Here is a 24,207-nt window from a genome sequence, read left to right on the forward strand (position 1 = left end):
TCGCCGGATCGGGACTCGCTCCGTTAGCGTTGACCGCTCCGTTGCCGTTGCCGTTCATCACGCCACTCCCACCGCCAACGGTAGAGCCCCGACGCTGAAGCCCTGGTCCTGTTCTCCGACGAGGCGCACCATCTCCAGCCGGCTGCGTGATGCCAGCGTCTCGGCCTCGCCGCAGGCGTCGGCGAGGCCGTCGAGATCGTCGGCGGAGACCGTGACGAAACCGTGGAAGCGGAACGCCCCGAAACCGGCGATCAGCTCCTGCTCGCGCCGTTCCACCTCGTCGGCCTCGGCCACGTCCCGCTGTGTCGTGACCTTGCCGACCTTGTCCCGCATCTGCTGCTCGCCGAGGTGCGCCATCCGCCGCCGGTTCACCGCCTTCTCCGCCTTCCGGCCGGGCAGCGGCTCCACGACCAGTGACACCGTGCGCCGGCAGGTGGTCTCCATCAGCAGCGGGGCGAGGAAGGCTGCGGGCGAGGGCACCCGGGGCCAGCCGTTGATCCAGTAGGTGGTGTGGAAGCCCGAGTCCGTGCGGTAGTGATCCCATGCGGTGACGGTCCGCACTGGCCCGGCGACCGCAGGATCGATGCCGGACGCCAGGCCCTTCAGTCCGCCGGCGAGGTCGGTGCTCGCCCCGCCGCGAGCATCGATCATCTCGATCGAGTACGGATCGTAGGTCGTGCGGATGACCGCGGCCAGCGCCCGCGGGGGCAGCCAGCCAACCGTGTTGATCGACGCTCGGGCGAGCGCCGCCTCCATCGTGCGCAGCTCGCCGAGCAGGACCGCGCAGGCCGCCTGGTCGCCGCCGCCGGCCCGCTGGATCGCCCGGCGGGCGTCCTTGGCGCGCAGTTGGAACGACAGGTACGTCTCGTGCCGCTGGGCGACGGGACCGGCGGCGTCGATGACCTGCTGGTAGGCGTCCGCGGCCCAGGAGTCGTCGTGATGGCCGCGGACCCGCCAGTGGCGTTGGAGCTGGTCCCCGGAGTCGGGCAGGGTGCGCTCCAGCCACTGGATGCGGGACAGCTTGCCGCCGCCGGCCGTCAACCCGGCCAGCAGCTCACCCCAGGCGTCGACCCGGGCCTGCTGGTCACCGGACTCCAACAGGGCGAACTGGCTGCCCTGCACCTGCAGGACGGCGGTGTAGGTCTGCTTCTTGGCGTCCTTCACCACCGCCACGTACCGCCCGCCGCCGACCGGGACGGACAACATCACCAGGGAGGACAGCGGCCCGGGAAGGACCGTGCGGCTGAGCTGGTCCTCCCCGGCGCCGAGCCGGAAGAACGCGCCACGGAACACCGTCTCGCCCGTCACCTTCTGCATCGTGAAGCCGAAAAGGATCGGCACCCACTGGTCGAGGTTACGATCCTCCACCCGGACGAAGGCGACGAACAGCAGGGCCACCGCGAGCAGCACCCAGATCGGAATGGTTACCAACGGTGACCGGAGGGCGCCGAGGACGCAGAGCATCACGCCGATCATCAGAGCGAGCTGCGGCCAGCGCATGCCGAGCATGACGCCGCCGCGTTCGAGCGGTCCGAACCGATAGCTGCGTTCCGCGACCATCTATTACCTCACTCGCCGATTGATCCTTTGCGCGGTGCCGGCCGCCCGCCCGGTGCGGCCTGTTCGCGTGCCGTGCTCACTGACCGCCGGTGCGGGACGGGGGCAGTTTCGGTGCGACAACCGCGGCCGGTCGGGCTGCCGGCGCGACCGGCGGCCGGGCCTGGCTCGTCCGCGGGGACGCGCCGTTCCTGGCCGGCGCGACGCGGGTGGCAGTCCGGGTCGCACCGTTGGCGCCGGCGCCGGCGCCGACCGGGACGGCAGTCCGGCTGGGGCCGCCCGTCCGGGCCGGCTGCCGCACGGCCGCGCCTGCGCCGGAGCCGCCGGTCCGGGGCCTGCCGCCGGAGCCCCGCACTGACGCGGTCGCGGCACCGGCCCGGGAGGACCCGCCCACGGGCGCGCCGATTCCGCCGCGTCCGGTCCGTAGCGCGGCCGGGCGAGCGAGTCCGGGCTCGACCCCGATGCCGCCGGTGTCTCCGAGGACGCCTCGATTACGCGTCTGCAGCCGAGCGCCAATGCCGCGGAAGGTCTCCCGGGACGTCGATCCGAGCAGTGCGCCCGCTCCCTGGCCAAAGGACGCGGCGCTGCGCCGGCCGGCCGAGCCGACGGCGCGCATCAGATGAACGTCGGCGAATCCCATCAGGTGCATGAGGACGAACGGGGCGAACACCGCGGCAATCATGACCACGGTCCCGCCGAGGATCGTCAGGGTCTGATCGACCGTGGACCCCGTCGAGTCGCTGGCCATCCCGGCGCCGAGCGTGAAAATGGCATAGATGACTGGCTTCGCGAAGATCAGGGCCAGGAGAAGTTCGGTGGCACGCTTGAGCCAGGCGCTCGTCGACATCGTCGGCTGTCCGGCGAGGTAGAGCGGGATGAAGACCGCCATCACGATGATCGCGACCTTGCGGATGTAGAGCACCACGAACAGCGCGAACGAGAACATCGCGACGAGCAGCGACAGCACGAGGTCGAGGGCGAAATTGCCCTGTTCGGGTAGCGCTCGTACCTGGGCCACGAGGTCGGATCCCAGCGGTTTCCCGTTGCCGAAGGCGTCGGCGATTCCATCCGAGGCGGTCAGAATCATCTGAAGCAGGGCAAGCGCGATGAACGAGCCCAGGATCGAGGTACCGGTCGCCGCGAGCGCCCGAACGAAGATGTGCGGGTCACCCCGCACCGCCCCCATGATGCAGGCGCAGAGGAAGAGGCCGGTGACGATCAGCACCGCGACCCCGAACGCGATGTTGTAGTTCTCGACGACGTAGTCGGCCTTCAGGTCGATGGTCGTCTTCTGCGCCGCGAAACTGAACACAGAACTCGACAGGTCCGCGGCCATCCCACAGAACGCCGTCCCCATCGAATCGAAGTAGGCATCCACACTCCCCGAAATCGCGTGCTTGATTCCATTTAGGGGATTCAGAGAGCTAAATGATGCGGCAAGAACTTCGTTACCTGCGGTCACGTGCCAGCTCCGACCAATAGAAATTCCTTGAAACTTTCGGCTGCGCGCTGTGTGATATCCGGCTCCGCGGGGCCGTCGCCCGCATCCTTAAGCTTCCAGTCCCCCTCGTGCCAAACGATCTGGCAGAAGTCCGTCCCCCACCCCTGTCGGGGCGCTAGATTGGGGTCCGAATTCCCATAAATGCCGAACGCCACGGTACCCCAGATGGTTACATTTGCTTCATTGTCATTATAGGATCTGACTGCGTAACCAATTCCTCGTCCGATTAGACTGAAGTCGGGACTTTGAATTGACGGGACACCGTATGCCTTGGCGCTATCCTTGTCATTCTTAATGATTGTATCGGAAATCCGCTTAGAGGATTCAGGGAGCGCGATCGAATCGTACATCATTCTAATTCGGGAAGGTTCGCGATTTCGCAATGTCCCGGTGATGGCATCGTAGTTCGCGCAGGCACTCACTGCACCGGCTTCGGTACGAGGGTACCCAATCGGGATGCCGAATTCATTGATGCGGGTGGGGAGGCCGGGGATCTGGCTGGTGCTGGCCGAGTCCGCGGGTTTCCCCTCGGCGGAGTCTGGTTTTGGGACCAGGGTGGGGGTGGGTGCTATTGCCGCCGGGCTCGGGGTGGGCGTCGTACTGGGTGCGGGCGCGACTGAGGCGGTGTCTGGGCTCGCGCCCTTGTCCGGGATGACATAGCGTCCGATCACCAATCCGCCGATCACGCTCACCGTGCCAGTGGCTACGATGATGATGATCAGGCGTCTGGCCACACTCTCCATCAGGCCCGGCAACGCCCACTCCCCTCACAAGACGGCACGGTCATCATCGCAATGTCCGCCCGCCGGTACCCGGGGAACCGGTCAGAAGAGCGTTGACGATGGGTCATGGACCACGCCGGGGTCAACGGCGACGGTGACAACGACGGCGGGTGGGCGATGCCCCCCGGGGTTGGGCGCGGGTGCGGTGGCGGTTGCGCCCGTCGCCAGGAAGAAGTTGATGAAGGCCGCGGCGGCGCCGACGAGGAATGCGAGCCCGAAGCCGGCGATGACGCCGCTCTTTCCGACCGTCGAAGCCCGTTCGAGTCCCATCCGCTCGCCGAGTGCCCAGGCGATCCCGCCGAGTAGCACGGCGGCGACGGCAGCGATCACCGCATAGGCGGCCAGGCCGTTGACCAGGTCTTTCAGTGCGTTGATGCCGGGCGCTTTGGTGTCGTCCGGGTTCACCTTCACGTCGGCCAGGATGACGGTCGCCTTGGCGGCGGCGTCCAGGATCATCGCGGTTCCTTTCTCACGGGCGGGGTCCGCCCGGACGATCCGGTCCGGCGATCCTTGAGGGTGCCGTTGGTGACCGTAGGTCGCCGAATGATACGCCTGGCGGCGTGGGGTGATCCGCGGTAGTGCTCGTCGTGCCGCTGGTCGCGTCGGCCTCGGCACGTGCGGTGACCGGGCCGATGGCTTCGGGTGAGGTCCGCGCCAGCCGCTCGCCAGCCGCCGCAGGGGCCGCTACCTCGGCCTTTGCCAGAGCGAACAGGCTTTCCACGGTGGCCGCGGCCAGTCGCATGTAGGCACGGCGAGTACGTCGGCGCAGCCGTGGGATGCGGACCGGCGTATGCCGACTCGGGTCCAGTCGGGCGTCATACGGGATGCGCACGAGGGAGTCGACCTGTCGGCCGAGCCGTGCCGCGGCCGCTCGGGTGCGGGGCGACGGCCGGCCGCGGCGCGGCGCGACGATCGCCGCGACGATCGGCGGCCCCCCGTCGCGGGCCGCCCGCCGACCCGGCCCCTCACGGAATGCCCGCAACCGCATGAGGGTCGCTTCCAGGTCGGCCGCCGTGGCGAGCGTCGTCAGGACGACGAGATCGGCGGCCTCCACCGCGGCCTCGGTGAGTGGAGCCCCGGTCGGCGCGTCGACCAGGACCAGCGGGTAGGAGTGCGCGAGCAGGCCCAACGCCGAGCGCAGTCCGGTCGGGCTGACCGGTTGGGCGTCCGACGGGACCGCGGGCGCGTCCTGTCGCAGCGGGCCGTCGTCGGCGGCTGGCGAGCCGGCGGTGGCTGGCGAGCCGGCGGTGATCTGGCCGGCGTCCGGCCGGACCGGCAGCACGTCCAGGTCCCGAGCGCCCCCGGGACGGCGGCCGCTGACCATCAGGCGCAGCTGCGCGGCGGATCCGTCGGCGGCCTGGTGCCGGACGACGTCCGTGATCGTGGTCGTCCCCGCGGAGCCGACCCGACTGGTCAGCGGGTCGCCGCGGGGCTCGTCCTCGTCGCCGTCCGAGGCCGCTGCCGTGCCCCCGGCCGTGCTCTCCCCGGGCCACAGGTCGACGGCGAGTACCGGATGCGCTCGCACCCCCGTCAGGGTCAGGCCGATCACACCGGTGAGCGTCGTCGTCCCCGAGTACGGGAACAGCGACGTCACGGTGACCCGCCAGGAGCCCGGCAGCGGGATGCGGGCCCGGTCGCGGACCGAAAGCCGGACCGGGATCTCCTCCCGTGGCTGCAGGCCGTCCGCGCCGCGGCGCGACTCCTGCCACGGCCTGAGCGGACCGTCCGGTTCCGGTCGGCGGGCCGAGCCCGGCCCGTCCGCCACCGGTACGGCCGCCTCGCGGGAGGGACGAGGAGGGCGCCCGGTCCGCGGCGCAGGCGCCGGTTCCGCTGCGGGCGTCGGCGCCAGCGCCGGGGTGCGGGCGGACCCCGTGGACGGGGCCGGCTTCGAGGAACCCGGGTGGCTGGTTGGCGTGGCGGGTGCCGCGGGGCCGCCCTCCGCCGCTCGCGCCCGGGGCGGGATGGGCGGCGAGGCCTGACGGGGCGCGGTCGGCGTCCGGCTCGGGGTCGACGACGCCGATCGGCTCGGTGGACTCGTGCGACTGGGCGCGGGCGTGGGCGTGCGGCTGGGGATCGGGCCCGGGGCGGCGGGCAGACGGCTGGGCGTCGGCGGGGCCGAGCGGGCGACGGGTCCGGTGGCGGCGATGGTTCGCTCGGTCGGAGCCGGCCTGGTGACGGGGACGGGCGGGGCGGCGGCCGCCGGGCCGGAGCCGGGCACTGCGGTGGGGGCGGCCACCTCGATCGGGCCGGTCACGGCGATGGAATCGGTCACGGCGACGGAATCGGTCCCGGGGATGGAGTCGCCCACGGAGATCGAGTCGGTCACCACGATCGGGCCGGTCGCGGGCGTCGGCACGGCGGTGACGGCTCGATCGCCCTGCTCCGGGGGTGCCGCATCGGGGGCCCCCGGGAGTCTCCCGACCGAGACCGGGCGGGTGGCCGCCCGCGGTGGAGCCGAAGCCCTGGGCGGTCGGCTGCGGGGGGGCGTCGCGCCGACAGGTGCGTCGGGCAGGGGCGGCGACCCGGTGGTGTGCGGGGGGATCGCGGTGGGCCCGGGACCTGCGGCGAGTGCGTCGGTGGGGGCGGCTGCGGAGCCGTGACCGGCCCCCGGGCCGGAGCCCGCGGTCCGTGTGCCTGTGCCGGTGCCGACGGCATGGTCGGGACCGTCTGCCGGGGACGGGGCGGCCAGGTCCCGCGACGACTCCGGGGCCGCGCCGTCGGCGCCGGCGGGCGGCGCCGGGCGGCGGGAAGGGTCTGCCTGGTTGCGCGGCGCGATGGCGGCCGGCCGGCCGGCACGGCGCGTCAGGCTGCCGCGCGCACGCCGGAGCTCCTCGGCCGGCTCGGCGCCCGGCGCGGGCTGGCTGCCGCGCCCGGCACCCGGCGGTTCCGCCGGGGATGTGGCGTCCGCGGCGCCTGCACGGTCCGCACCCGGTTCGGTCGCGGATGTCGCATCATCGAGGTGGAAGGCCTCGCTCTGCCACGCCTCGTCGGGTGGCTGCGGCGAGTCCGGCCCGCCGCGCCGCCGATGCCGCCGGCGCCCTGAACGCGCGTAGGGAGGTGACTCGGCGTCCTCGGCGGTCGACGACTCGTCGCGCCCGTACTGGTCGTCTCGGTCAGGCAGCCGGTTGGAACGGGAGGCCGACGTGGGGATGCGGGCTCCTATGAGCGAAACGGGCCGCGCGTCGCCTTCCTCACCGTACGGTGCCTGTGGCACATCGCTCACGCGCCGTCGCCCTCCCGGCTCTCTACAGGTTAGCTAGTGCCAGTTAAGGTTACTTACGGTTACTTGCCTTCGGCTGCGGTCGGATCGATGTAACACGAGCCATTCGAGTATGACAAGCTCTGGTTGAGGCTACCCACAACGGATGGGTCGGTGTACCTTCCGGAACCGGAGATGTGCGATCCGCCATTACCGAGGCGAACCGGTGGCGGGTTCGGCGGAAGATCCGCGCCGGGGGCCGGCGGGGGCGGCCAGGTTCACGCGGCGCGAATCGTGCGGCAGAGCGAAAGGAGCGTCGGTGGCGCAGGACGGCTTCCCGATGGCGACGCCCCGGCCTTCCGCCCGTCCGGGGCGCTCGGGCGCCCCGCAGGGTGCCCCCCTGTCGGGCCGGACGGCGCCGGCCGGATCGCCTGCCCTGCGCTTCGCCCCTACCGGGTCGAGCCGGCCCCGGGCGAGCTCCGGCGGCCCGGCGGGCATGCCGTCCGCGACCGCCCCGGGCACGCCGGCCGGCGCATCCTCCGCCGCGACGCCTCCGGTCGCGCCGCTCGCGCCGCCGCCGCTGTCCCCGCCGGAGACCAGGCCGTCGGTGTCCGGCGGCAGCACCGGCGGGGCCGCCAGGCTGGGTGCCGTCGGGGCTGCCACGAGTGGTGGGGGTACGGCGCCCGCGGCCGGCGGACCCGCGGTCCGGCCCGCCGACGACGACGATGTGCTCACCGTCGACGAGCTGGTCGCCTGGCTGCGCCTGTCCGAGAGCACGGTCCTCAAGCTGCTGTCCGAACGGGCGATTCCGGCCCGCAAGGTCGGCCACCAGTGGCGGGTGCGCCGCGGCCGCGTGCGGGACTGGCTGGACGGCCGGGAATGACCGGCGGCGTGGCAGGGGCGGGTGCGAGGAGCGCCGTTGGCGGTGCCCCCGAGCCCGGCGGTGTGCCGGCGGTCGGGCGCCACGGCGGCTCGGCGTAGCGGCGTCCGGACGTGCCAGTGAGCCAGGTCAGTTCGGCGCCGCCGCGCCGTGCCCGGCTGTTCCCGCCGGCGCTGCCGGCGCTGCCTGTGTCACTGGCGCTGCTGGTGGTGCCGGTGTTGCTGGTGGTGCTGGCGGGCTGCGGGGCGTTGGACCGGGTCGCGGACCCGACACCGAGTCCGGCGGTGACCACCGGCCCGCCGGCGGGTGCCAGCCAGGCCCCGGGGCCCCCACTGGCCACCGCGACCGCCCCGGCGACCGGCGAGGTGGACCGCACGAACCCGGCCGCGGTCGCGGCCGACTGCTTCACCCGCTGGCAGTCGTTCGACGCCCGGACCGATGCGGGCCCGTCGGCCGGCGTCGAGCGGGCCCGGGACTGCCTCACCGAGGACTTCGCGGCTTCGCTCGGGGCGGGCTCCGCCGGTGCCGCTGACGGCGGCGCAGACGGGCGGGCCTGGGAGGATCTGCGGGCCCACGGCGCCCACTCGCAGGTGTCGGTGCTGGCGACCACGCCCCTGGGCGGCATCGACACCACCGCCACGGGCCGCGTCGTGCTCCAGCTCAACGTGCGTCGCGAGAGCACGACGGGCAACGAGGCCCCGGTGGCGACCGTGTCCACCCCGGCCCTGACGTTGCTGCGCCAGGCCGACGGGACGTGGCGGGTCGCCGGCGCGGACCTCGCCAGCGTCGCCGGCGACGCGCCGGGGCGATGAGGTCGGATGGCCCGTCGCTTCCCGCCCAGCCGATCCGGGTGGCTGGTGTGGTTGGGCACCGGCTCGGCGATCGTCATCGGTGGGATCATCCTGTTGATCTCGGTCCTGATCATGACCCTCGCCGGGCCGTTCGTCGGTGATCACGGCCGGGGCAACAAGTCGATCGAGAACGCCGACGGCATCCCGGCGGAGTACGTGCAGCTGATCACGGATGCGGCGAACGCCGCCGGCTGCGAAGAGGTGACGCCGGCCCTGCTGGCCGCCCAGCTCCACCAGGAGTCCGGGTTCAACCCGCAGGCCCGCTCGCCCGTCGGGGCGATGGGGATCGCCCAGTTCATGCCCGCGACCTGGGCCAGCCACGGCCAGGGCGACGTGTGGAATCCCGCCGACGCGATCCCGGCCGCGGCCCGTTACGACTGCGCGGTGGCGGCGTCGGTCGCCTCCGTGCCCGGCGACGGGCAGGAGAAGATGCTGGCCGCCTACAACGCCGGCGCCGGGGCGGTGCTCGCGTTCGCGGGCATCCCCCCCTACACCGAGACCCGCAACTACGTGCGCACGATCCTCGCTCAGACGCAGGTCTACGGTGACTCCCTCGAGTTCGGCGTGGAGATCCCCGCCGGCACGATCGCCCCCGTGGTCGCGTTCATGGAGTCACAGATCGGTAAGCCCTACGTCTGGGGGGCGGTCGGGCCGGACTCCTGGGACTGCTCCTCGCTCGTGCAGGCCGCGTACCGGAACATCGGCATCGAGCTGCCCCGGGTGACCACCGACCAGCTCCGGTTCGGCCCGGTGGTCGCCGGAGTCGACCCACAGCCCGGGGACCTGCTGTTCACGCCGGGCACCGACGGCACCGCCGACGCTCCCGGCCACGTTGGCATGTACATCGGTGACGGCCGGGTCATCGCGGCCAAGGGGGCGCGCTGGGGAGTCGTGGAGTCCGACATCTCGGACTGGACCGGTACCGTCGCCGTGACCAGGCCGTTGGCCAAGGACCTCCGTTAGCCCGACCAGCCGCCCGATGTCGCGGGCGGCCGGTCGCAGCGGCGACGGCTCACGCGGTGGCCTCGGACACGAAGTCCGACAGCCCGTTGGCCACCCCGCCCAGCACGCCCACGGTGTTGTGCACCACGTCAGCGGCGTCACTCGGGGCGGTCACCGCGAAGAACAGGATGAACAACCCGATACCCCACGGCCAGATCAGTCTCTTCATGCAGGACCTCGCAGCACAGCCAGCCGATAAGGCCGGACGGACACCAACGTCGATAAGTCACCGACAGCATGTGTGTACTCACCTTGCGTAGCCGTCGCAAGGGGAATCGCCGAGGGACGGGCGGCGCCCCGGCGGGCGGCCACCTCTCCACCCGGCCCGGGTGAGGCGCAGCCCCGGCCGTCCTCGGACGCGCCGGCGGACACCGCCGCGGACACGGCGTACCCCTCGGCGGGACACTGAACGGACAGTGAGATGACCATCTGTAGCCACTTGGCGACGTGAATGGGATGGGCTCTAATGATGCAAGCCACCCCGGGCCGGCTGACGTCGACTCCTGGCACGGGGTGGCTACCAGTTGTGATTGATCATTGCCCCGGTCAGGCCGGCGTGATGCCCTGCGCGAAGCGGAACAGGTCGTCGGGGTCGTAGGCCCGCTTCACCTGCCGCAGCCGATCCAGGTTCGCCCCGTAGTACGCCTGCGCCCAGCCGGCGAGCTCGGGGTCGATGTAGTTCTGGTAGGCGGACCGGGAGACGAACGGCGCCGTCGCCTCGACGGTGGACCGCAGCCAGCGGCGGTTGGCCTCCTTCGCGGCCGGCGTGGCGTTCGGGGCGTAGCCGGCGACGTACTGGGCGCTGGCGATCGCGCCGCGGTGGACGAATGCCGTGTCGCCCGGGGCGACCCGGTTGATCGCTCCGCCCCAGGAGTCGAGGATCACCCCGCCCGAGCCGGCCCCCGCGGTCCGCTGGCGCTGCTCGACCGCGCCCAGCATCACCTCGACGCCGCGCGACGGCATCGGCTCCAGCAGGAACGCCGACGCGGCCCGCTGGGCGACCCGTGGCAGCGTGCCACCCGGCGACCGGCCGCGCAGGTGGCAGGCCTCGACCGCGCGGCCGGCGCAGCCGCCCTCGATGAGCATCGCCTCCAGGTGACCCCGGGTGGTGACGTAGGTCCCGGTGGGCCGGTGGCCGGCCGCGGCGACCAGGTCGGCGAGCCGCGCGCGCAGGCCGGCCACCGCGTCGTCGCCGGCACCGCCCGAGAGCACCCCGCTCACCCGCAGCGTCGGGGTGCCGCCGACACCGGCCGAGGGCGCGGAATAGGCGACACACGTCGACCACAGGCTCTCCGGCGCACCGCCGGGAGCGGAGATCCATTCCTGCCACGCGGACACCACGTCGGCGGCGCCATCCCAGGCCCAGCGGTAGGTGAACAGCACCAGCGGCGTCGCCCGGTGGGTGGCGAAGGTGAACGAGGTGACGATGCCGACGTTGCCGCCGCCCGCGCCGCGCAGCGCCCAGAACAGGTCCGGCTCGTGGTCCGCGTCGGTGTGCACGACCTCCCCGGAGGCGAGCACCACCTCGGCGGAGACCATCCGGTCGCAGGTCAGGCCGTAGCGCCGGCCGAGCACGCCGATCCCGCCGCCCAGGGCGAGCCCGGCGATGCCCACGGTCGGGCACGAACCCGCCGGCAGCGCCAGCCCTGCCCGGGCGAGACCGGAGTACACGTCGACGAGCAGGGCGCCCGCCCCGATCCGCGCGACCTGGCCGGGTGCTGCGGCCACCGCGGCCATCGGGGTGACGTCCACGACCAGGCCGGTCGTCGTCGAATAGCCGCCGTAGCTGTGCCCACCGGCGCGGGCGGTCAGCGGCAGCCCCGTCCGACGGGCGAACTCCACGCAGGCCTGGACGTCGGCTGCGGAGGTGACCTGGGCGACCGCCTGTGGTCGGATCGTGTCGAAGGCCGGGTCGAACAGCACGCTGGCCGTGGCGTATCGAGGGTCCGTCGGGCGCAGCAGCGGGCCGGTCAGGCGTGCGTCGAGGGCCTGCCAGTCGACGGCGGAGGGGGCGGGGCTGGTGTCCCCTCGGCACCCGGCGAGCAGCGTGCTGCCGAACTCGGCGCCGGCGAGCGCCAGCCCGCCGCCGCCCGCGGCCCGTAACACCGACCGGCGGTCGGGTCCGCCCACGCGTCCTCCCAGAGAGCCGTCCACAAGACCGGCCTGGCAGGACTGACCGGGCCCGCGAGGCTGGCTGGCGGGCGGGCCTGACCGGCAGGCAGGTCTACCGGCGAAGGTATGCCAATCCAGATCGCGACGGCGCTGTGGCGGCACGAGTGGGCTGGCGACGGTCGGCCCAGGCCCACGTGCGGACACCGAGCCGAGCGCCCAGGCCCGGAAACTCGGACCGGACGGCCGCCGCGGCGCGCCGGGACACGAGGGGACGGCCCGGCGCGGTGCGGGTCGTCATGCGGGCGGCCGCAGGGCGGTCGTCATGAATCCGTCTCGCCCGACCCGTCGCACGGTCCCGTCGGAGCAGGCGAGGTAGACCGTGCCGGTCGGGTCGACGGCCACCCCGGCCGGATCGCTCAGCCGGGTCTGGGTGGCCAGCGCCCCGTCGTGGTCGCCGGCGGAGTAGGAGGCGGTGCCGGCCACGGTGGTGATGATTCCGTGCCCGTCCACCCGGCGGATGACGTCGTTGCCCGCGTCGGCGATGTACAGCGAGCCGTCGGGGCCGAGCGCGAGGCCCGTGGGGTCGTCCAGCAGGGCCGCGGTGGCGGCCCTGCCGTCGCCCCGGTTGCCGTAGGTGCCGGGCCGGCCGGCGACCAGGGTGATGCGTCCCGACCGGTCGATCCGCCGCACGGTGTCCTCGCCCCTGTCGGCGACGTACAGGCTCCCGTCGTCGCCGAGGGCCAGGCCGCTGGGCTGGTACAGCGTCGCGTTGACGGCCGGGCCGCCGTCGCCGGCCGAGCCGTACTCGGTCGCCTTGCCCGCGACCGTGGTGATCCGGCCCTTCTCGACGCGCCGGACCCGGTATCCCTCCGCCACGTACAGCACCCCGTCGTCGTCTACGGCGACGGCGCTCGGATCGTCCAGATGTGCCTTGGTGGCGTCGCCGACGTCCGCGGTGAACCCGTCGGCATAGTCCGGACCGGCCCCGGCCACCGTGGTGATGACCCGGTCCCGGCCGATCCGCCGGATCCGCCCGGCGTCGCGCTCGGCCAGGTAGACCGCGCCGTCGCGCCCGACCGCCACCCCGGCCGGGTCCTGTAGGTCGGCGGCGAGGGACGGGCCGCCGTCACCGATCACCGGTGATGGGGACGGCGACGGTGATGGTGCGTCGCCGGTCGGCGTCGGCCGCGGCCCGCTGCCGCCGATGCGGTCGGCGCGGCCGGCGGAGGTGAGCCGGACGACCTGGCCCTGCCCGGTGCCGACGCCGGGGTCGGTGAGGTAGAGCGAACCGTCGGCGCCGAGGGTGAGGCCGCCGGCGTCGGACAGCCCGGCGAGGGTGACCGGCGCGCCGGCGTAGGCGGGACGCCGGTCGCCGTCCCCGCCGCCGAACGCCCCGAGGCCGACGAGCAGCCCGGCCGCCACGGCAAGCGCACCCACCGCCGCCACCGAGATGACCACCAGCCGCCGACGGCCAGCCCCTCGCGCCCGCCGTCGGCCCTGTCCGCCTCGCGCGGGGGCGCCGGTGCGGTACAGATCGGCCGCGGCATCGCCGTGGGGGTGGGGGGGACTGCCGGAAAGCGGGGCGGTGCCGGAAAGCGGCGCGGCGGCGGGACGTGGGGTGGCGGGACGTGGGGTGGCGGCGGGACGTGGAGTGGTGGGGTGGTGGCCCGCTGCGGAGAGCACGTCGTCGGGGAGGCGGACCGGGATGCCGCTCGCGGCCAGCCAGCCGGGGCCGAGCGTGGCGGTCATCGCGGCGGCCAGGCGCACCGCGAAGTCGAGGGCGGATGCCGGGCGCCACGAGGGTTCCTTCGCCATGGCCGAGGCGATCACGTCGGCGACCGGCCCCGGCGCCTCGGTGAGGGGCAGCGGCGCCACCGACAGGTGGTGGTGCAGCAGCGCGGCGACCGGCAGGTCCGGCGGGAAGGGCGAGCGGCGCGCGAACAGCTCGTACAGGACCACGGCGAGGGAGTAGAGGTCGGTGCCCGGACCGAGCCGCCCACCGGTGATCTGCTCCGGCGCCATGTACCGCGGGGTGCCGACCAGCCCGGTCGTGGTCGCCGCGGTCGCCTCGACGATCTTGGCGATGCCGAAGTCGGTGACCTTGGGGACGCCGTCCCCGGTGAACAGCAGGTTGTCCGGCTTCACATCGCGGTGCAGCACGCCCCGCCCGTGCGCGGCGGCCAGGGCCACCGCCGCCGCGACGCCGATCGCGCCCACCTGCGCCGGACCGGTCGACAGCCGGCTCCGACGGCGCAGGCTGCCGCCGGTGAGCTGCTCCATCACGAGCAGGCACAGCCCGTCGCACTCGACGTAGTCGTAGATGCGCACGACGTGGGGATGGTCCAGCCCGGCCAGCACCCGCGCCTCGGCGAGGAACCGGGCCCGCAGATCGTCGGCACCGCTGGCACCGGCGGCACCGCTGGCACCGCTGGTGCCGCCCGGGTCCAGCAGCACCTTCACCGCGACGATGCGGTCGATGAGCCGGTGCCGGCCGGCGAGCACCGCGCCGAAGCCACCGCGGCCCAGCTCGCCGCCCAGTTCATAGCCGGGCAGTGCGGCGGCCACGCGGCCGGTGTCCACCTGTTCCGTCATCGGGTCCGGGACGGGCGGACCCCGCCGTGCACGGTGGGAAGGAAACGCCGCTCCGTCATGGTGGGCATCTGTCGATTTCCTTCCGCAGAATTCGGAGCACGTCCCGTCTCCGGGCGGGCCCGGCCGGGCGATGGCCCCGGACGGCCGGCTCAGCCCGGCTGGGCGATCGTCGCGATCGTGCCGGCCGGGTCGATGCGCCGGACCCGGTCGTTGCCGTTGTCCGCGACGTACACGGCGCCGCTGCCGTCGACCACCACCGAGCTCGGGTTCTTGAACTGGGCGGCCGTCGCCGGGCCGCCGTCGCCGCCGGAGCCCTCGGTGCCGGTGCCCGCGATGGTGGTGATGATGCCGTTCGGGTCGATCTTCCGGACCCGGTTGTTGTTGTAGTCGGCGATGTAGAAGGTCTCCCCGTCCGGCCCGATCGCCAGGGATGGTTTGTTCAGCTTGGCCGACCGGGCCGGGCCGCCGTCGCCGGTGTAGCCGGCCTCACCGGTGCCGGCGATCGTGCTGATGATGCCGTCCGGGGTGACCTTCTGGATGGTCTCGCTGGTGAGATCGACGAAGTAGAGCGTGCCGTCGTCGGTCATCGTGATGTCGTTCGGGCCGTCGATCCTCGCCTGGGTTGCCGCGCCGCCGGCACCGGTGTAGCCGGCGACGCCGGTGCCCACGTACGTCGTGATGATCCCCGCCGGGTCGATCTTCCGGATGCGGTGGTTGTCGTAGTCGGAGAAGTACACGCTGCCGTCGGGTCCGGTGGTCACCTTCTCGGCGCTGTTGAGCTGGGCCGCGGTGGCCGGGCCGCCGTCGCCGCTGTAACCCGCGGTGCCGGTGCCGGCGACCGTGGAGATCACCCCGGCGGGCGTGACCTTGCGGATGCGGTTGTTCTTCGCGTCTCCGATGTAGATGTTTCCGGCCTTGTCCCGGGCGGTGGAGCCCGGACCGTCAAGCTGGGCCGCGGTGGCCGGGCCGCCGTCGCCGGCGATCCCGCCCGCGCCGGTGCCCGCGAAGTCGTCCGCGGCACCGGTCGGGGTGATCTTCTGGATTCGGTCCGTGGCCAGGCTGGACACGAGCAGCGACCCGTCGGGTTCGAGGGCGAGGCTGTACGGGCTGAGCCCCTGCACGGACAGCGCCTGCCCGCGGTACGCGGAGGCGACCCGAGGGGCGGCCGAGTCGACCGGGTCGTCGCCTCCGCCGCCGGAGGTCGCCACGGCCAGGACGATGCCGACGGTGGCCGCCACGACGAAGGCGAAGACGATGCCGCCGATGATCCAGGAGGCGCGGATGCGCGTGCCCGCGGTCTGGTGGTGCCCGGCCTGCCGGGTCGGGTCGAGCGGCATGCCGCCCGGGCGCGGGCCGAACTGCGCGCCGCCCGGTCCGCCGGCCCCGGGCATGCCGCCGTAACCACCGCCCAGGGGGCGTGGCGGCGGCGTGTACGGCGCGGGCGTGTTCCCCGGCGGGTATCCGCCCCACCCGCCTGGTCCGGGCCCCTGGTTGCCCCGCACCGTGGGGGCGCCGGTGAACCCGGGGCCGCCGGGGTCACCGAGCCCTCCGGGGCCACCGCCGGAACCCGGCTGGCCGCCGAAGCCGGCCGGGGCGCCGGGAGGCCTCTGGTGGCCGCCGGGCCTCTGGTAGCCGCCCATCCCCGGCCCGCCCATCCCCGGTCCACCAGCCCCAGCCCCGAAAGGCCCAGCTCCGGAAGGCCCAGCGCCAGATCCGGCGAGCCCCGGTCCAGGCACGCCAGGTCCAGGCCGGGCTCCGCTGCCGCTGGGTCCGCCCGGGCCGCCGGGTCCGCCGGGGCCGCTGGGTCCGCCGGCCCGGCCCGGGCCACCGGCGCTGCCGGGGTGGCCGAACGCGCCCGGACCCGCCGGGTAGCCGGGGCGGGCCGGGCCGGATCCGCGGGCGGGTCCGCCCGGGTAGCCCGGCGCGCCCGAGAGCGGCGGTCGCGGGGTGGTCGAGACCCCGAGCGCCGCCTCGCGGATCTCGTCGTCCACCCGGACCTTGATCTCCGACCGGGACAGCCAGTTCGGCCCGAAGGCCCGGCTGCCGGCGCGGGCGAGTTCGAGGGCGAAGTCGGTCGCGTCCGCGAACCGGGCGTTCGGGTCCTTCGCCAGCGCCCGCATGATCACGGTGGAGATCGGCGGCGGAACCGTGGTGAGCGGCTCCGGCATGATGGTCAGGTGGTGGTGGGTGAGCGGCTGCACCGCCATCTGGCGGCCGAACAGGGGCCGGCCGGCGATCATCTCGTAGAGCACCCCGGAGAGGGCGTAGAGGTCGGTCGACGGGAACAGTCGTACGCCCATGATCTGTTCGGGGGCCATGTACCGCGGGGTGCCGAGGATCGCGCTGGCGGTCGTCTCCGCCCCGTCGAAGATCTTGGCGATGCCGAAGTCGGTGACCTTGAGCAGGCCGTCCCCGGCGAACATGATGTTGTCCGGCTTGACGTCGCGGTGCAGCACGCCCTGCGTGTGCGCGTTGGCCAGGGCCGCGGCGGCCGCCAGGCCGATCGAGCAGGTCGTCTCCGGGGACACCGGACCCGCGCTGATCCGCTGCTTGAGGGTGCCGCCGGAGAGCAGCTCCATCACCAGCAGGCAGGTGCCCTCGTGCTCCACGTAGTCGTGGATGCGCACGATGTGCGGGTGGTCCAGTTCGGCCAGCACCCGGGCCTCGGCCAGGAAACGGGCGCGCAGATCGGCGTCGTCGGAGGTGTCCAGCAGGATCTTGATGGCGACCTTGCGGCCGATGAGCCGATGCTGGCCGGCGAGCACGAGCCCGTAGCCGCCCCGGCCCAGGTCGCCCTCGACGGTGTAACCCGGAAGCGCCGCCTCCACGAGTGATCTGTCAATCAACAAGGTTCAGATCCGTCCGTTAACGCCGTCGGGCAGCCCGCCGCACCGCCGTCCCCGTCCCGACCGCGGCATCCTGGCCTGCAATGACGCCTTCGTCGGGTTCCTGGCGATCCTACGACCACGACCTTCCCATTCGGCCGCCCGTCCGGGGGCGCCCTGTGACGTCGGATCGGCGACATGTGCATGCTGCTGGGGCCGACGAGTGTCGGCGCCGCCACGGTCCGGATGATGCGACAGGTGTCGGGATGACGGGCAGGAGTCCGGATGACGTGCCACGGACACCGATGGTGGTTGTGGCGGCAACGTGTTGAACCTGCGAGGAAGGGCGTCCCACGTCATGTCGACAACCGAGCCCGCCGCTCTGGCAGCTCCGCCCGACATCACCGCGACGGAGGAATGGACGGCGCTGAGGGCGCATCTGCGCGAGTTGTCCGAGGTGTCCCTGCGGGATCTGTTCGACGCCGATCCCACCCGGGGTGAGGCGTTCACCGCCGAAACGGACGGCCTCTATCTCGACTACTCCAAGAACCGGCTGACGGCGCGCACCGTCGAGCTGCTCGTGGCGCTCGCCCGGCGGGCCGGGCTCGCCGAGCGCATCGAGGCCATGTTCCGCGGCGAGCGGATCAACGTCACCGAGAACCGGCCGGTGCTGCACGTGGCGCTGCGGGCCCCGGCGGGAACCCGCATCGAGGTCGACGGCGTGGACGTGGTGCCCGAGGTGCACCGGGTGCTCGACCGGATGTCCGCGTTCGCGGACACGGTGCGTTCGGGGACGTGGCGTGGGGCGACCGGCGAGCGGATCACCACCGTCGTCAACATCGGCATCGGCGGCTCCGATCTGGGCCCGGCCATGGCCTACGAGGCGCTGCGCGACTACTCCGACCGGGGGATCGCGGTCCGCTTCGTCTCCAACGTCGACCCGACCGACGTCTGGGAGGCGACGGTCGACCTCGACCCGGCGCGAACCCTGTTCATCGTCGCGTCGAAGACGTTCACCACCCTGGAGACGCTCGCCAACGCGCGGGCCGCCCGTTCCTGGCTGACGGCGGCCCTCGGGGAGGACGCGGTTTCCCGGCATTTCGTCGCGGTCTCGACGAATGCCGAGAAGGTTGCGGAGTTCGGCATCGACACCGAGAACATGTTCGAGTTCTGGGACTGGGTGGGCGGCCGGTACTCGGTCGGCTCGGCGATCGGACTCTCCGTGATGATCGCGATCGGGCCGGCGGCCTTCCGGGAGTTCCTGGCCGGGTTCGCCGCACTGGACACGCACTTCCGGACCGCGCCGTTCGAGCGAAACCTGCCCGTGCTGCTCGGGCTGATCGGCGTGTGGTACCGCGACTTCCACGGATTCGCCGCGCACGCCGTGCTGCCCTACAGCCAGTACCTCGACCGTTTTCCCGCCTATCTGCAGCAGCTCGACATGGAGAGCAACGGCAAGAGCGTCGATCTCGCCGGCCGGCCCGTGGGGACACAGACCGGCCCGGTGGTCTGGGGTACGCCGGGGACGAACGGTCAGCACGCCTACTACCAGCTCCTGCACCAGGGGACGACGATCGTCCCGGCCGACTTCCTCGGCTTCGTCCAGCCGAACCACCCCGGCGTGGGACCGGCGGACGGTCCGGACCAGCACGCGCTGCTGCTGGCCAACTTCCTCGCCCAGACCGAGGCCCTCGCCTTCGGCAAGACCGCCGAGGAGGTGGCGGCCGAAGGGGTGGCGCCGGAACTCGTTGCGCACCGGACGTTCCCGGGCGACCGGCCGACCAACACCCTGCTCGCCCCGAAGCTGACCCCGTTCGTGCTCGGGCAGCTCATCGCGTTGTACGAGCACAAGGTGTTCACCCAGGGGACGGTCTGGGGCATCAACAGCTTCGACCAGTGGGGCGTCGAGCTCGGCAAGGTGCTCGCCGGGCGGATCGTGCCCGAGCTGACGGGCCCGAACTCCCCGGCGCCCCGTCATGACAGCTCCACGAACGCGTTGATCAGGCGGCTGCGCGGCGCCTGAGGGCCGCCGGACAGGCACCGGGCCGACCTCGCCATGTTACTCTCCGTAACAGTTCCGGGGGGGTCGGCCCCGCACGGTGACGAGAATTTCGGGGGGCGGGCAGCATGCGGGTCGACGCCGGAGCCCTGACCATGTCCGTGCGGCGGTCGGGCGAGGACGTGGTCATCGAGCTCGCCGGCGAGCTCGACACCGCCGGCCGGCTGCGGTTCCGGGAGCAGATCGGCGAGCTGCTGGGCCGGGGCGGGGGGACGGTGACCGTGGACGTCGCGGGCCTGCGCTCGATCGACATCCCGGGGCTCGCCGCCCTGCTCCGGGCCGATCTGCTGCTCCGCCGCGTGCACTGCGAGCTGCGGATCTCCTCGCCGACCCCGGCGTTCGCCGCTCTGGTGCACGAGACCGGCCTGGACGGTCGCCTACGCGTCGGCGAGGCCGCTCGCCGACACTGAGCGGCCCGGCCCGGCGCGGGCTGAATGGCTACTGCCGCCGTCAGCCCGCCAGCGATGGGGGGCTCGCGGGAGCCGGCTGGGGGCGGTCCAGCGGGTGGGTGTGGGCGGCCGAAACCGCGGCGGAGCTCGCCACGGCGGCCGCCATGCTGGAGTCCAGGGCAGGCGCCAGGGCGGACGTCGCGGTGATCCGCGGGGCGCGGGCGCCGTCGTCCGCCATCACTGTCCGTAGCGTGAAGCGCAGGGGAGCGGTGGGGACGTCATCTGTCCGGAAGTGGCCCACAAGTGCCGAATGTGCCGGGAGCCCGGCGCCGGCGGGGCCGTCGGTGCCGCCCGCGGTCGCGGACCCGACCACGGTGGCGGCCTCCTCGGCCACCCGGGACAGCATGCTGCGTGAACCGATCAGTTTCTTCTCGATCCCACCCATCATCAGCATTCCAGCCATGACGAGAAGCGGAAATCCGAGCACCATCAGCAGGACGGGTGGTGTGAGACTCACCGAAAGACCCCCAGGCCGACTTACGGATCCGACCGACGCCGCCGGCGCCGTACCGTATGCCTTCCCATCGACCCCGGTTGCTCACATCCGGGCGGCCATCTCACCCGACCCGGGTATCCCCCGGGGTGGGGTGGAAGGTCACCGATCTGTCCACCCCCGGTACTGTTCCCGCGGACGGTTCGCTCGTACGCTTCGAACAACATGTCTGTGCGGCCCGTACCGTTGCCCGCCTACAGCGGCCGTCCCTGGGTCGGTGATGCGGACCTGCTGGCGCGGCTTCACCTGCTCACCGAGCAGGTCGACTACGCCCTCGCCGAGATCGTCCTGCGCCGCGCCGCCTACCGGCGGGCCTGCGAGGAGGAGGCCGACTGGCAGTGGTCGCCGTCCGGCGTCGAGGCGCTGAGCCGGCCGGCGGTCGCCGAGGCGCTCGCCCGGCAGCTCGCCGCGGTCGAGCGGCTGCGGCTGTGGGCCCAGGAGCTGCACTGGTTGCAGGAGCAGGCCCGGCTGCGCGGCCTGCTGCGCTGAGCGCGGGACGCGCCCGCGCCCTCGGGTCCCCGGCTTCTCAGCCGGACAGCGACGACGGCCGGTCGAGGGTCTCGAACAGGCGGCGCCCGAGATTCGCCGCCGCGACGTTGCCGCGGTGCAGGTACCGGGCGATGCCGGCCTCCATGCTCTCCGCGGCGTCGTCCTTGCGCCCGGCCCGGTAGAGCACCTCCGCCCGCGACAGCAGCGCGTGGCCCTGTCCGTCGACGTCGTCGGTGCGCCCGGCGAGGTCGACGGCGGTGTCGGCGAAGCGCAGCGCCTCCGCGTCCCGGCCGCGCAGGGACAGCAGCCGGGCGTGCACCCCGCACCAGCCGGCCTGGGCGGGTAGCTGGTCGGCCGCGGCGGCGTCCCGGCAGCGGGTCACGTACTTGCCGGCGTCGTCGACCTTGCCGAGGCGCACCAGCACGTCCGCCAGCGCCGCGGCGCGGTTGGCCAGCAGCGCCCGCTCCCCCATCCGGGACAGGGCCCGGCAACTGCGGCGCAGCTCCCGCTCGGCGACGGTCAGCTCGTCGGCGAGCAGGGCCACCCGGGCGACGACGAACCCGCCGTGGAGCGGATCGGCCCGCGGGGCCCGCAGGTCGTGGACGATCTCCTCGGCGGCCTTGAGGTGGATGCGCGCGCCCTCCAGGTCGCCCGACATCGCGGTGAGGACGGCGAGCTGGGCGAGCAGGGCGCGGCGCAGCGCCCGGTCGTCCCCGGCCGCGTCGAGGGCCTCCCCGGCGCGCGCCAGGCTGCTCGCGACCGGCCGCGGCCCCCAGCTCGTCAGCAGCGTGAGTTCGCGGCGCAGCGACTGCGCCGCCCGCGGCACCCCGGACTCCTCGGCGTGGCGCACGGCGTTCTCCATCGCCCGCTCGGCCGCGGCGAACTGGCCGGCGGCCAGATAGGCGTTGGCCTGGCTGCGGCAGGCCAACGCCGCGCCGACGTCGTCGCCGGAGCGGACGAAGTTGGCCAACGACGCGGCGGCCTCGGTCAGCGTGGTGGCGACCAGGCCCTCCGGGTCGGTGGAGAACAGCACCCGCAGGTGGGCGAGCCGCGCGTGCGCCCGCAGCCCGTCCTCCCCGGCGCGCCGGGCCCGCTCGGTGACCTGGCGCAGGATGCGTTCGGCGTCGGAGAACCGGCCGAACGAGTACAGCGCCCAGCCGAGGTCGATCTCGGCGCGCAGCCGCAGCGGGTCGGTCTCGGGCAGCAGGGTGATGGCCCGCTTGAGCAGCTGGGCGGCGCCGGTCTCGTCGCCCTGACGCACCCGGTCGGCGGCCTCGATGAGGCAGGTCGCCGCGGACCGGCCCAGCTCGATGGTCTCCGCGTCGCGTTGGCCGATCTCCACTCGGTAGCGGAACGCCTGCTCCAGGTGGTAGCCGACGAGCTCGTCGTGCTCGCCCGGGCCGCCGACCAGGCGGGCCTGCAGCCAGTGGGCGAACTGCTGGTGCAGGTCGGCGCGGCGGCGCTTGGCGGTGGACTCGTAGGCGCAGTCGCGCAGCAGCACGTGCAGGAACCGGAAGGCCTCGACGCCCGGCAGATCCGAGCGGTCGGGGTGGACCAGCTCCTTGCGGACCAGGTTCAGGCAGTGCACGTTGACCATCGACCGCTCGGCCGGATCGGACAGGTCGATGACGGCGTCGAGGTAGAAACGCTCCCCGACGACGGCGGCACGTTCCAGCACGCGGCGCTCGGGCGGGTCGAGGCGGTCGAGCCGGGCGGCGAGCAGCGAGGAGATCGTCGGCGGCACCGTCACGTTGCGCAGGCTGCCGGTGGCGATCCACCTGCTGCCCTCCCGGCGCAACAGCCCGTCGTCGACGAGGGCGGCGACCATCTGCTCGACGAACAGCGGGTTGCCGGCGGCCGAGGTGGTGATCCGGGTGACCAGCGCCGGGTCGAGGTCGTCGGAGCCCATGAGGCTGCGGATGAGGCGCTGGCAGCGGGCCTCCGTCAGCGGGGCGAGCAGCATCGAGGTGGCGTTGAACTTGCCGCCGCCCCAGTCGCGGCGGTCCTCCAGCAGCTCCTGGCGGGCCAGGCAGAGCAGCATGATCGGTGCGTCGCGGGACCAGTCGGCGATGTTCTCGATCAGGTCGAGCAGCGTCGGCTCGGCCCAGTGGACGTCGTCGAACCACAGGATCAGCGGCCGGCGCGCCGCCAGGGCCTGGAAGAACGAGCGGACCGCCCAGAAGCTCTCCTGCGGGCCCAGCTCGGCGCCGCCGAGCCCCACCAGCGGGGCGAGCGCCTCGACGATCTCGGCGGCCTGCCCGACGCCGTCGAGCAGCTCGCGCAGCCGGCGGCGGCCGTCCGGGGCGGACTCGTCGGCGGTCAGCCCGGTGGCCTGGCGCACCATCTCCATCAGGGGCCAGTAGGCGATGCCCTCGCCGTAGGACAGGCAGCGGCCGGTGAGGACGGTGGCCCGGGTGGCCATGGACGTGCAGAACTCGCCGACCATCCGGGACTTGCCGATGCCCGCCGAGCCGAGCACGGTGAACAGGTGGCAGGCGCGTTCCTCGACGACCGCCTCGAACGCGTCCTGCAGGCGGCGGCGCTCCCGGTTGCGGCCGATCACCGGCGCGGTGAAGCCGTGGATCTGCGCCCGGCTGCCGGGGCCCGCCGTCGGGTCGACCAGGCCGGTGAGCCGGTGCACCCGCAGGGGGTCCCGCTTGCCCTGCACGACCAGCGGTCCGAGCGGGGTCACCGTGACGCTGTGGCGGATGAACCGGTGGGTGGTGTCGCCGATGAGGATCTCGTCCGGTGGCGCGGCGCTCTCCAGCCGGGCGGCGACGTTGACCGCGTCCCCGGTGACGCCGCCACCGGCGACGGTGACCTCGCCGGTGTTGATCCCGATCCGCACCCGCAGCCGCAGGCCCCACTTCTCCTGCAGATCGGCGTTGAGCGCCTCCATGGCGGCCCGGATGTCCAGCGCCGAGCGCACGGCGCGCAGCGCGTCGTCCTCGTGCAGCACCGGGATGCCGAAGACGGCGAAGACGGCGTCGCCGATGAACTTCTCGACCGAGCCGCCGTGGTTGTAGATCACCTCGCGCACGGTGGTGAAGAACCGCCACATCACCTGCTGCAGCGGTTCCGAGTCGATCTTCTCGCCGATGTCCGTCGACCGGGCGATGTCCACGAACATGATCGTTACAGTCTTGCGCGCCCCGCTTCCGGCGGTGGGCAGGGGGTTCCCACACCCGGAACAGAAGCGCGCCCGCTCGGGGTTGTCCTCCGCGCATGTCGGGCACGGCACCATGTGCCGGATGGTAGGCCGATCTCGGGCCGGCGCGGTGGGGGATGCGCCTACCCGACGCGTCGGAGGTGATCCGTCCCACACCGGTGCCACACTTCCGTCCCGTCCGTGCGGTGGGACCGTGGGGCGCGGCGACCGGTCCGGACCGCGGGGGCCGCCGGCCGCCGGGCGCGAT

18 protein-coding genes are annotated in these 24,207 nt (G+C 73.3%); 7 read left to right on the forward strand and 11 right to left on the reverse strand.

Annotation, left to right across the window (positions count from 1 at the left end):
• Nucleotides 1–57: 57 nt before the first annotated feature.
• The 5 genes from FRAAL_RS00200 to FRAAL_RS32570 all read right to left on the reverse strand — a co-directional run bounded on the left by FRAAL_RS00200 (nt 58) and on the right by FRAAL_RS32570 (nt 5,605).
• A complete protein-coding gene (locus tag FRAAL_RS00200) occupies nt 58–1,560 on the reverse strand; it encodes an SCO6880 family protein (RefSeq protein WP_011601304.1) in 1,503 nt (500 codons plus the stop codon).
• 76 nt (nt 1,561–1,636) lie between these two features.
• A complete protein-coding gene (locus tag FRAAL_RS00205) occupies nt 1,637–3,019 on the reverse strand; it encodes a hypothetical protein (RefSeq protein ID WP_011601305.1) in 1,383 nt (460 codons plus the stop codon).
• On the reverse strand, nt 3,016–3,813 hold the full coding sequence (locus tag FRAAL_RS31060; protein ID WP_011601306.1) for a DUF8175 domain-containg protein: 798 nt from the start codon (nt 3,811–3,813) through the stop codon (nt 3,016–3,018). Before FRAAL_RS31060 ends, FRAAL_RS00205 begins: the two co-directional genes overlap by 4 nt.
• Nucleotides 3,814–3,882: 69 nt before the next feature.
• Nucleotides 3,883–4,296, reverse strand: coding sequence for a DUF6112 family protein (locus tag FRAAL_RS00215; RefSeq protein ID WP_011601307.1), 414 nt, complete (start codon nt 4,294–4,296; stop codon nt 3,883–3,885).
• A gap of 13 nt (nt 4,297–4,309) precedes the next feature.
• Nucleotides 4,310–5,605 (reverse strand): MinD/ParA family ATP-binding protein, encoded by a 1,296-nt coding sequence (locus tag FRAAL_RS32570; RefSeq protein WP_157891934.1) that lies wholly within the window; start codon nt 5,603–5,605, stop codon nt 4,310–4,312.
• Nucleotides 5,606–5,876: 271 nt separating this feature from the next.
• Between FRAAL_RS32570 and FRAAL_RS32575 the strand changes: the two genes are divergently transcribed.
• The 4 genes from FRAAL_RS32575 to FRAAL_RS00240 all read left to right on the forward strand — a co-directional run bounded on the left by FRAAL_RS32575 (nt 5,877) and on the right by FRAAL_RS00240 (nt 9,733).
• Nucleotides 5,877–6,440, forward strand: coding sequence for a hypothetical protein (locus tag FRAAL_RS32575; RefSeq protein WP_157734312.1), 564 nt, complete (start codon nt 5,877–5,879; stop codon nt 6,438–6,440).
• A 1,206-nt stretch (nt 6,441–7,646) separates the two neighbouring features.
• Nucleotides 7,647–7,922, forward strand: a complete 276-nt coding sequence (locus FRAAL_RS35930) for a helix-turn-helix domain-containing protein (protein ID WP_011601311.1) — start codon at nt 7,647–7,649, stop codon at nt 7,920–7,922.
• 116 nt (nt 7,923–8,038) lie between these two features.
• Nucleotides 8,039–8,731, forward strand: a complete 693-nt coding sequence (locus tag FRAAL_RS00235) for a hypothetical protein (protein WP_231861436.1) — start codon at nt 8,039–8,041, stop codon at nt 8,729–8,731.
• Between the two features lie 6 nt (nt 8,732–8,737).
• Nucleotides 8,738–9,733 carry an NlpC/P60 family protein gene (locus FRAAL_RS00240; protein ID WP_011601313.1) on the forward strand — a complete coding sequence of 332 codons (996 nt, stop codon included), beginning with the start codon at nt 8,738–8,740 and terminating at the stop codon, nt 9,731–9,733.
• A 49-nt stretch (nt 9,734–9,782) separates the two neighbouring features.
• On the opposite strand, the gene FRAAL_RS33635 is transcribed toward FRAAL_RS00240, so the two are convergent.
• The 4 genes from FRAAL_RS33635 to FRAAL_RS00255 form a co-directional block, all read right to left on the reverse strand.
• A complete protein-coding gene (locus FRAAL_RS33635) occupies nt 9,783–9,941 on the reverse strand; it encodes a hypothetical protein (protein ID WP_173402669.1) in 159 nt (52 codons plus the stop codon).
• 377 nt (nt 9,942–10,318) lie between these two features.
• Nucleotides 10,319–11,902: an FAD-binding oxidoreductase gene (locus FRAAL_RS00245; RefSeq protein WP_041938598.1), complete on the reverse strand. Its 1,584-nt coding sequence runs from the start codon at nt 11,900–11,902 to the stop codon at nt 10,319–10,321.
• Nucleotides 11,903–12,178: 276 nt separating this feature from the next.
• Nucleotides 12,179–14,476, reverse strand: coding sequence for a serine/threonine-protein kinase (locus tag FRAAL_RS00250; protein WP_011601318.1), 2,298 nt, complete (start codon nt 14,474–14,476; stop codon nt 12,179–12,181).
• A gap of 149 nt (nt 14,477–14,625) precedes the next feature.
• The gene (locus FRAAL_RS00255) at nt 14,626–17,304 is read right to left on the reverse strand and encodes a serine/threonine-protein kinase (RefSeq protein ID WP_231861437.1); all 2,679 of its coding nucleotides are present in this window, start codon (nt 17,302–17,304) and stop codon (nt 14,626–14,628) included.
• Nucleotides 17,305–17,659: 355 nt separating this feature from the next.
• Here FRAAL_RS00255 and pgi point away from each other — a divergent pair, with 355 nt between their 5' ends.
• Nucleotides 17,660–19,324, forward strand: a complete 1,665-nt coding sequence (gene pgi / locus FRAAL_RS00260) for a glucose-6-phosphate isomerase (protein ID WP_041938599.1) — start codon at nt 17,660–17,662, stop codon at nt 19,322–19,324.
• Nucleotides 19,325–19,428: 104 nt separating this feature from the next.
• On the forward strand, nt 19,429–19,770 hold the full coding sequence (locus FRAAL_RS00265; RefSeq protein ID WP_011601322.1) for an STAS domain-containing protein: 342 nt from the start codon (nt 19,429–19,431) through the stop codon (nt 19,768–19,770).
• Between the two features lie 40 nt (nt 19,771–19,810).
• Here the strand turns inward: FRAAL_RS00265 and FRAAL_RS00270 are convergent, their stop codons facing one another.
• Entirely contained in the window at nt 19,811–20,266 is a 456-nt protein-coding gene (locus FRAAL_RS00270; protein WP_011601323.1) for a hypothetical protein, read from the reverse strand.
• Nucleotides 20,267–20,467: 201 nt separating this feature from the next.
• Between FRAAL_RS00270 and FRAAL_RS00275 the strand changes: the two genes are divergently transcribed.
• Nucleotides 20,468–20,791, forward strand: a complete 324-nt coding sequence (locus FRAAL_RS00275) for a hypothetical protein (RefSeq protein ID WP_011601325.1) — start codon at nt 20,468–20,470, stop codon at nt 20,789–20,791.
• Between the two features lie 37 nt (nt 20,792–20,828).
• Here the strand turns inward: FRAAL_RS00275 and FRAAL_RS00280 are convergent, their stop codons facing one another.
• On the reverse strand, nt 20,829–24,035 hold the full coding sequence (locus tag FRAAL_RS00280; RefSeq protein ID WP_041938600.1) for an ATP-binding protein: 3,207 nt from the start codon (nt 24,033–24,035) through the stop codon (nt 20,829–20,831).
• Nucleotides 24,036–24,207: the final 172 nt, after the last annotated feature.

The organism is Frankia alni ACN14a (assembly GCF_000058485.1).
In the GTDB taxonomy this organism is placed as follows: Bacteria; Actinomycetota; Actinomycetes; order Frankiales; family Frankiaceae; genus Frankia; species Frankia alni.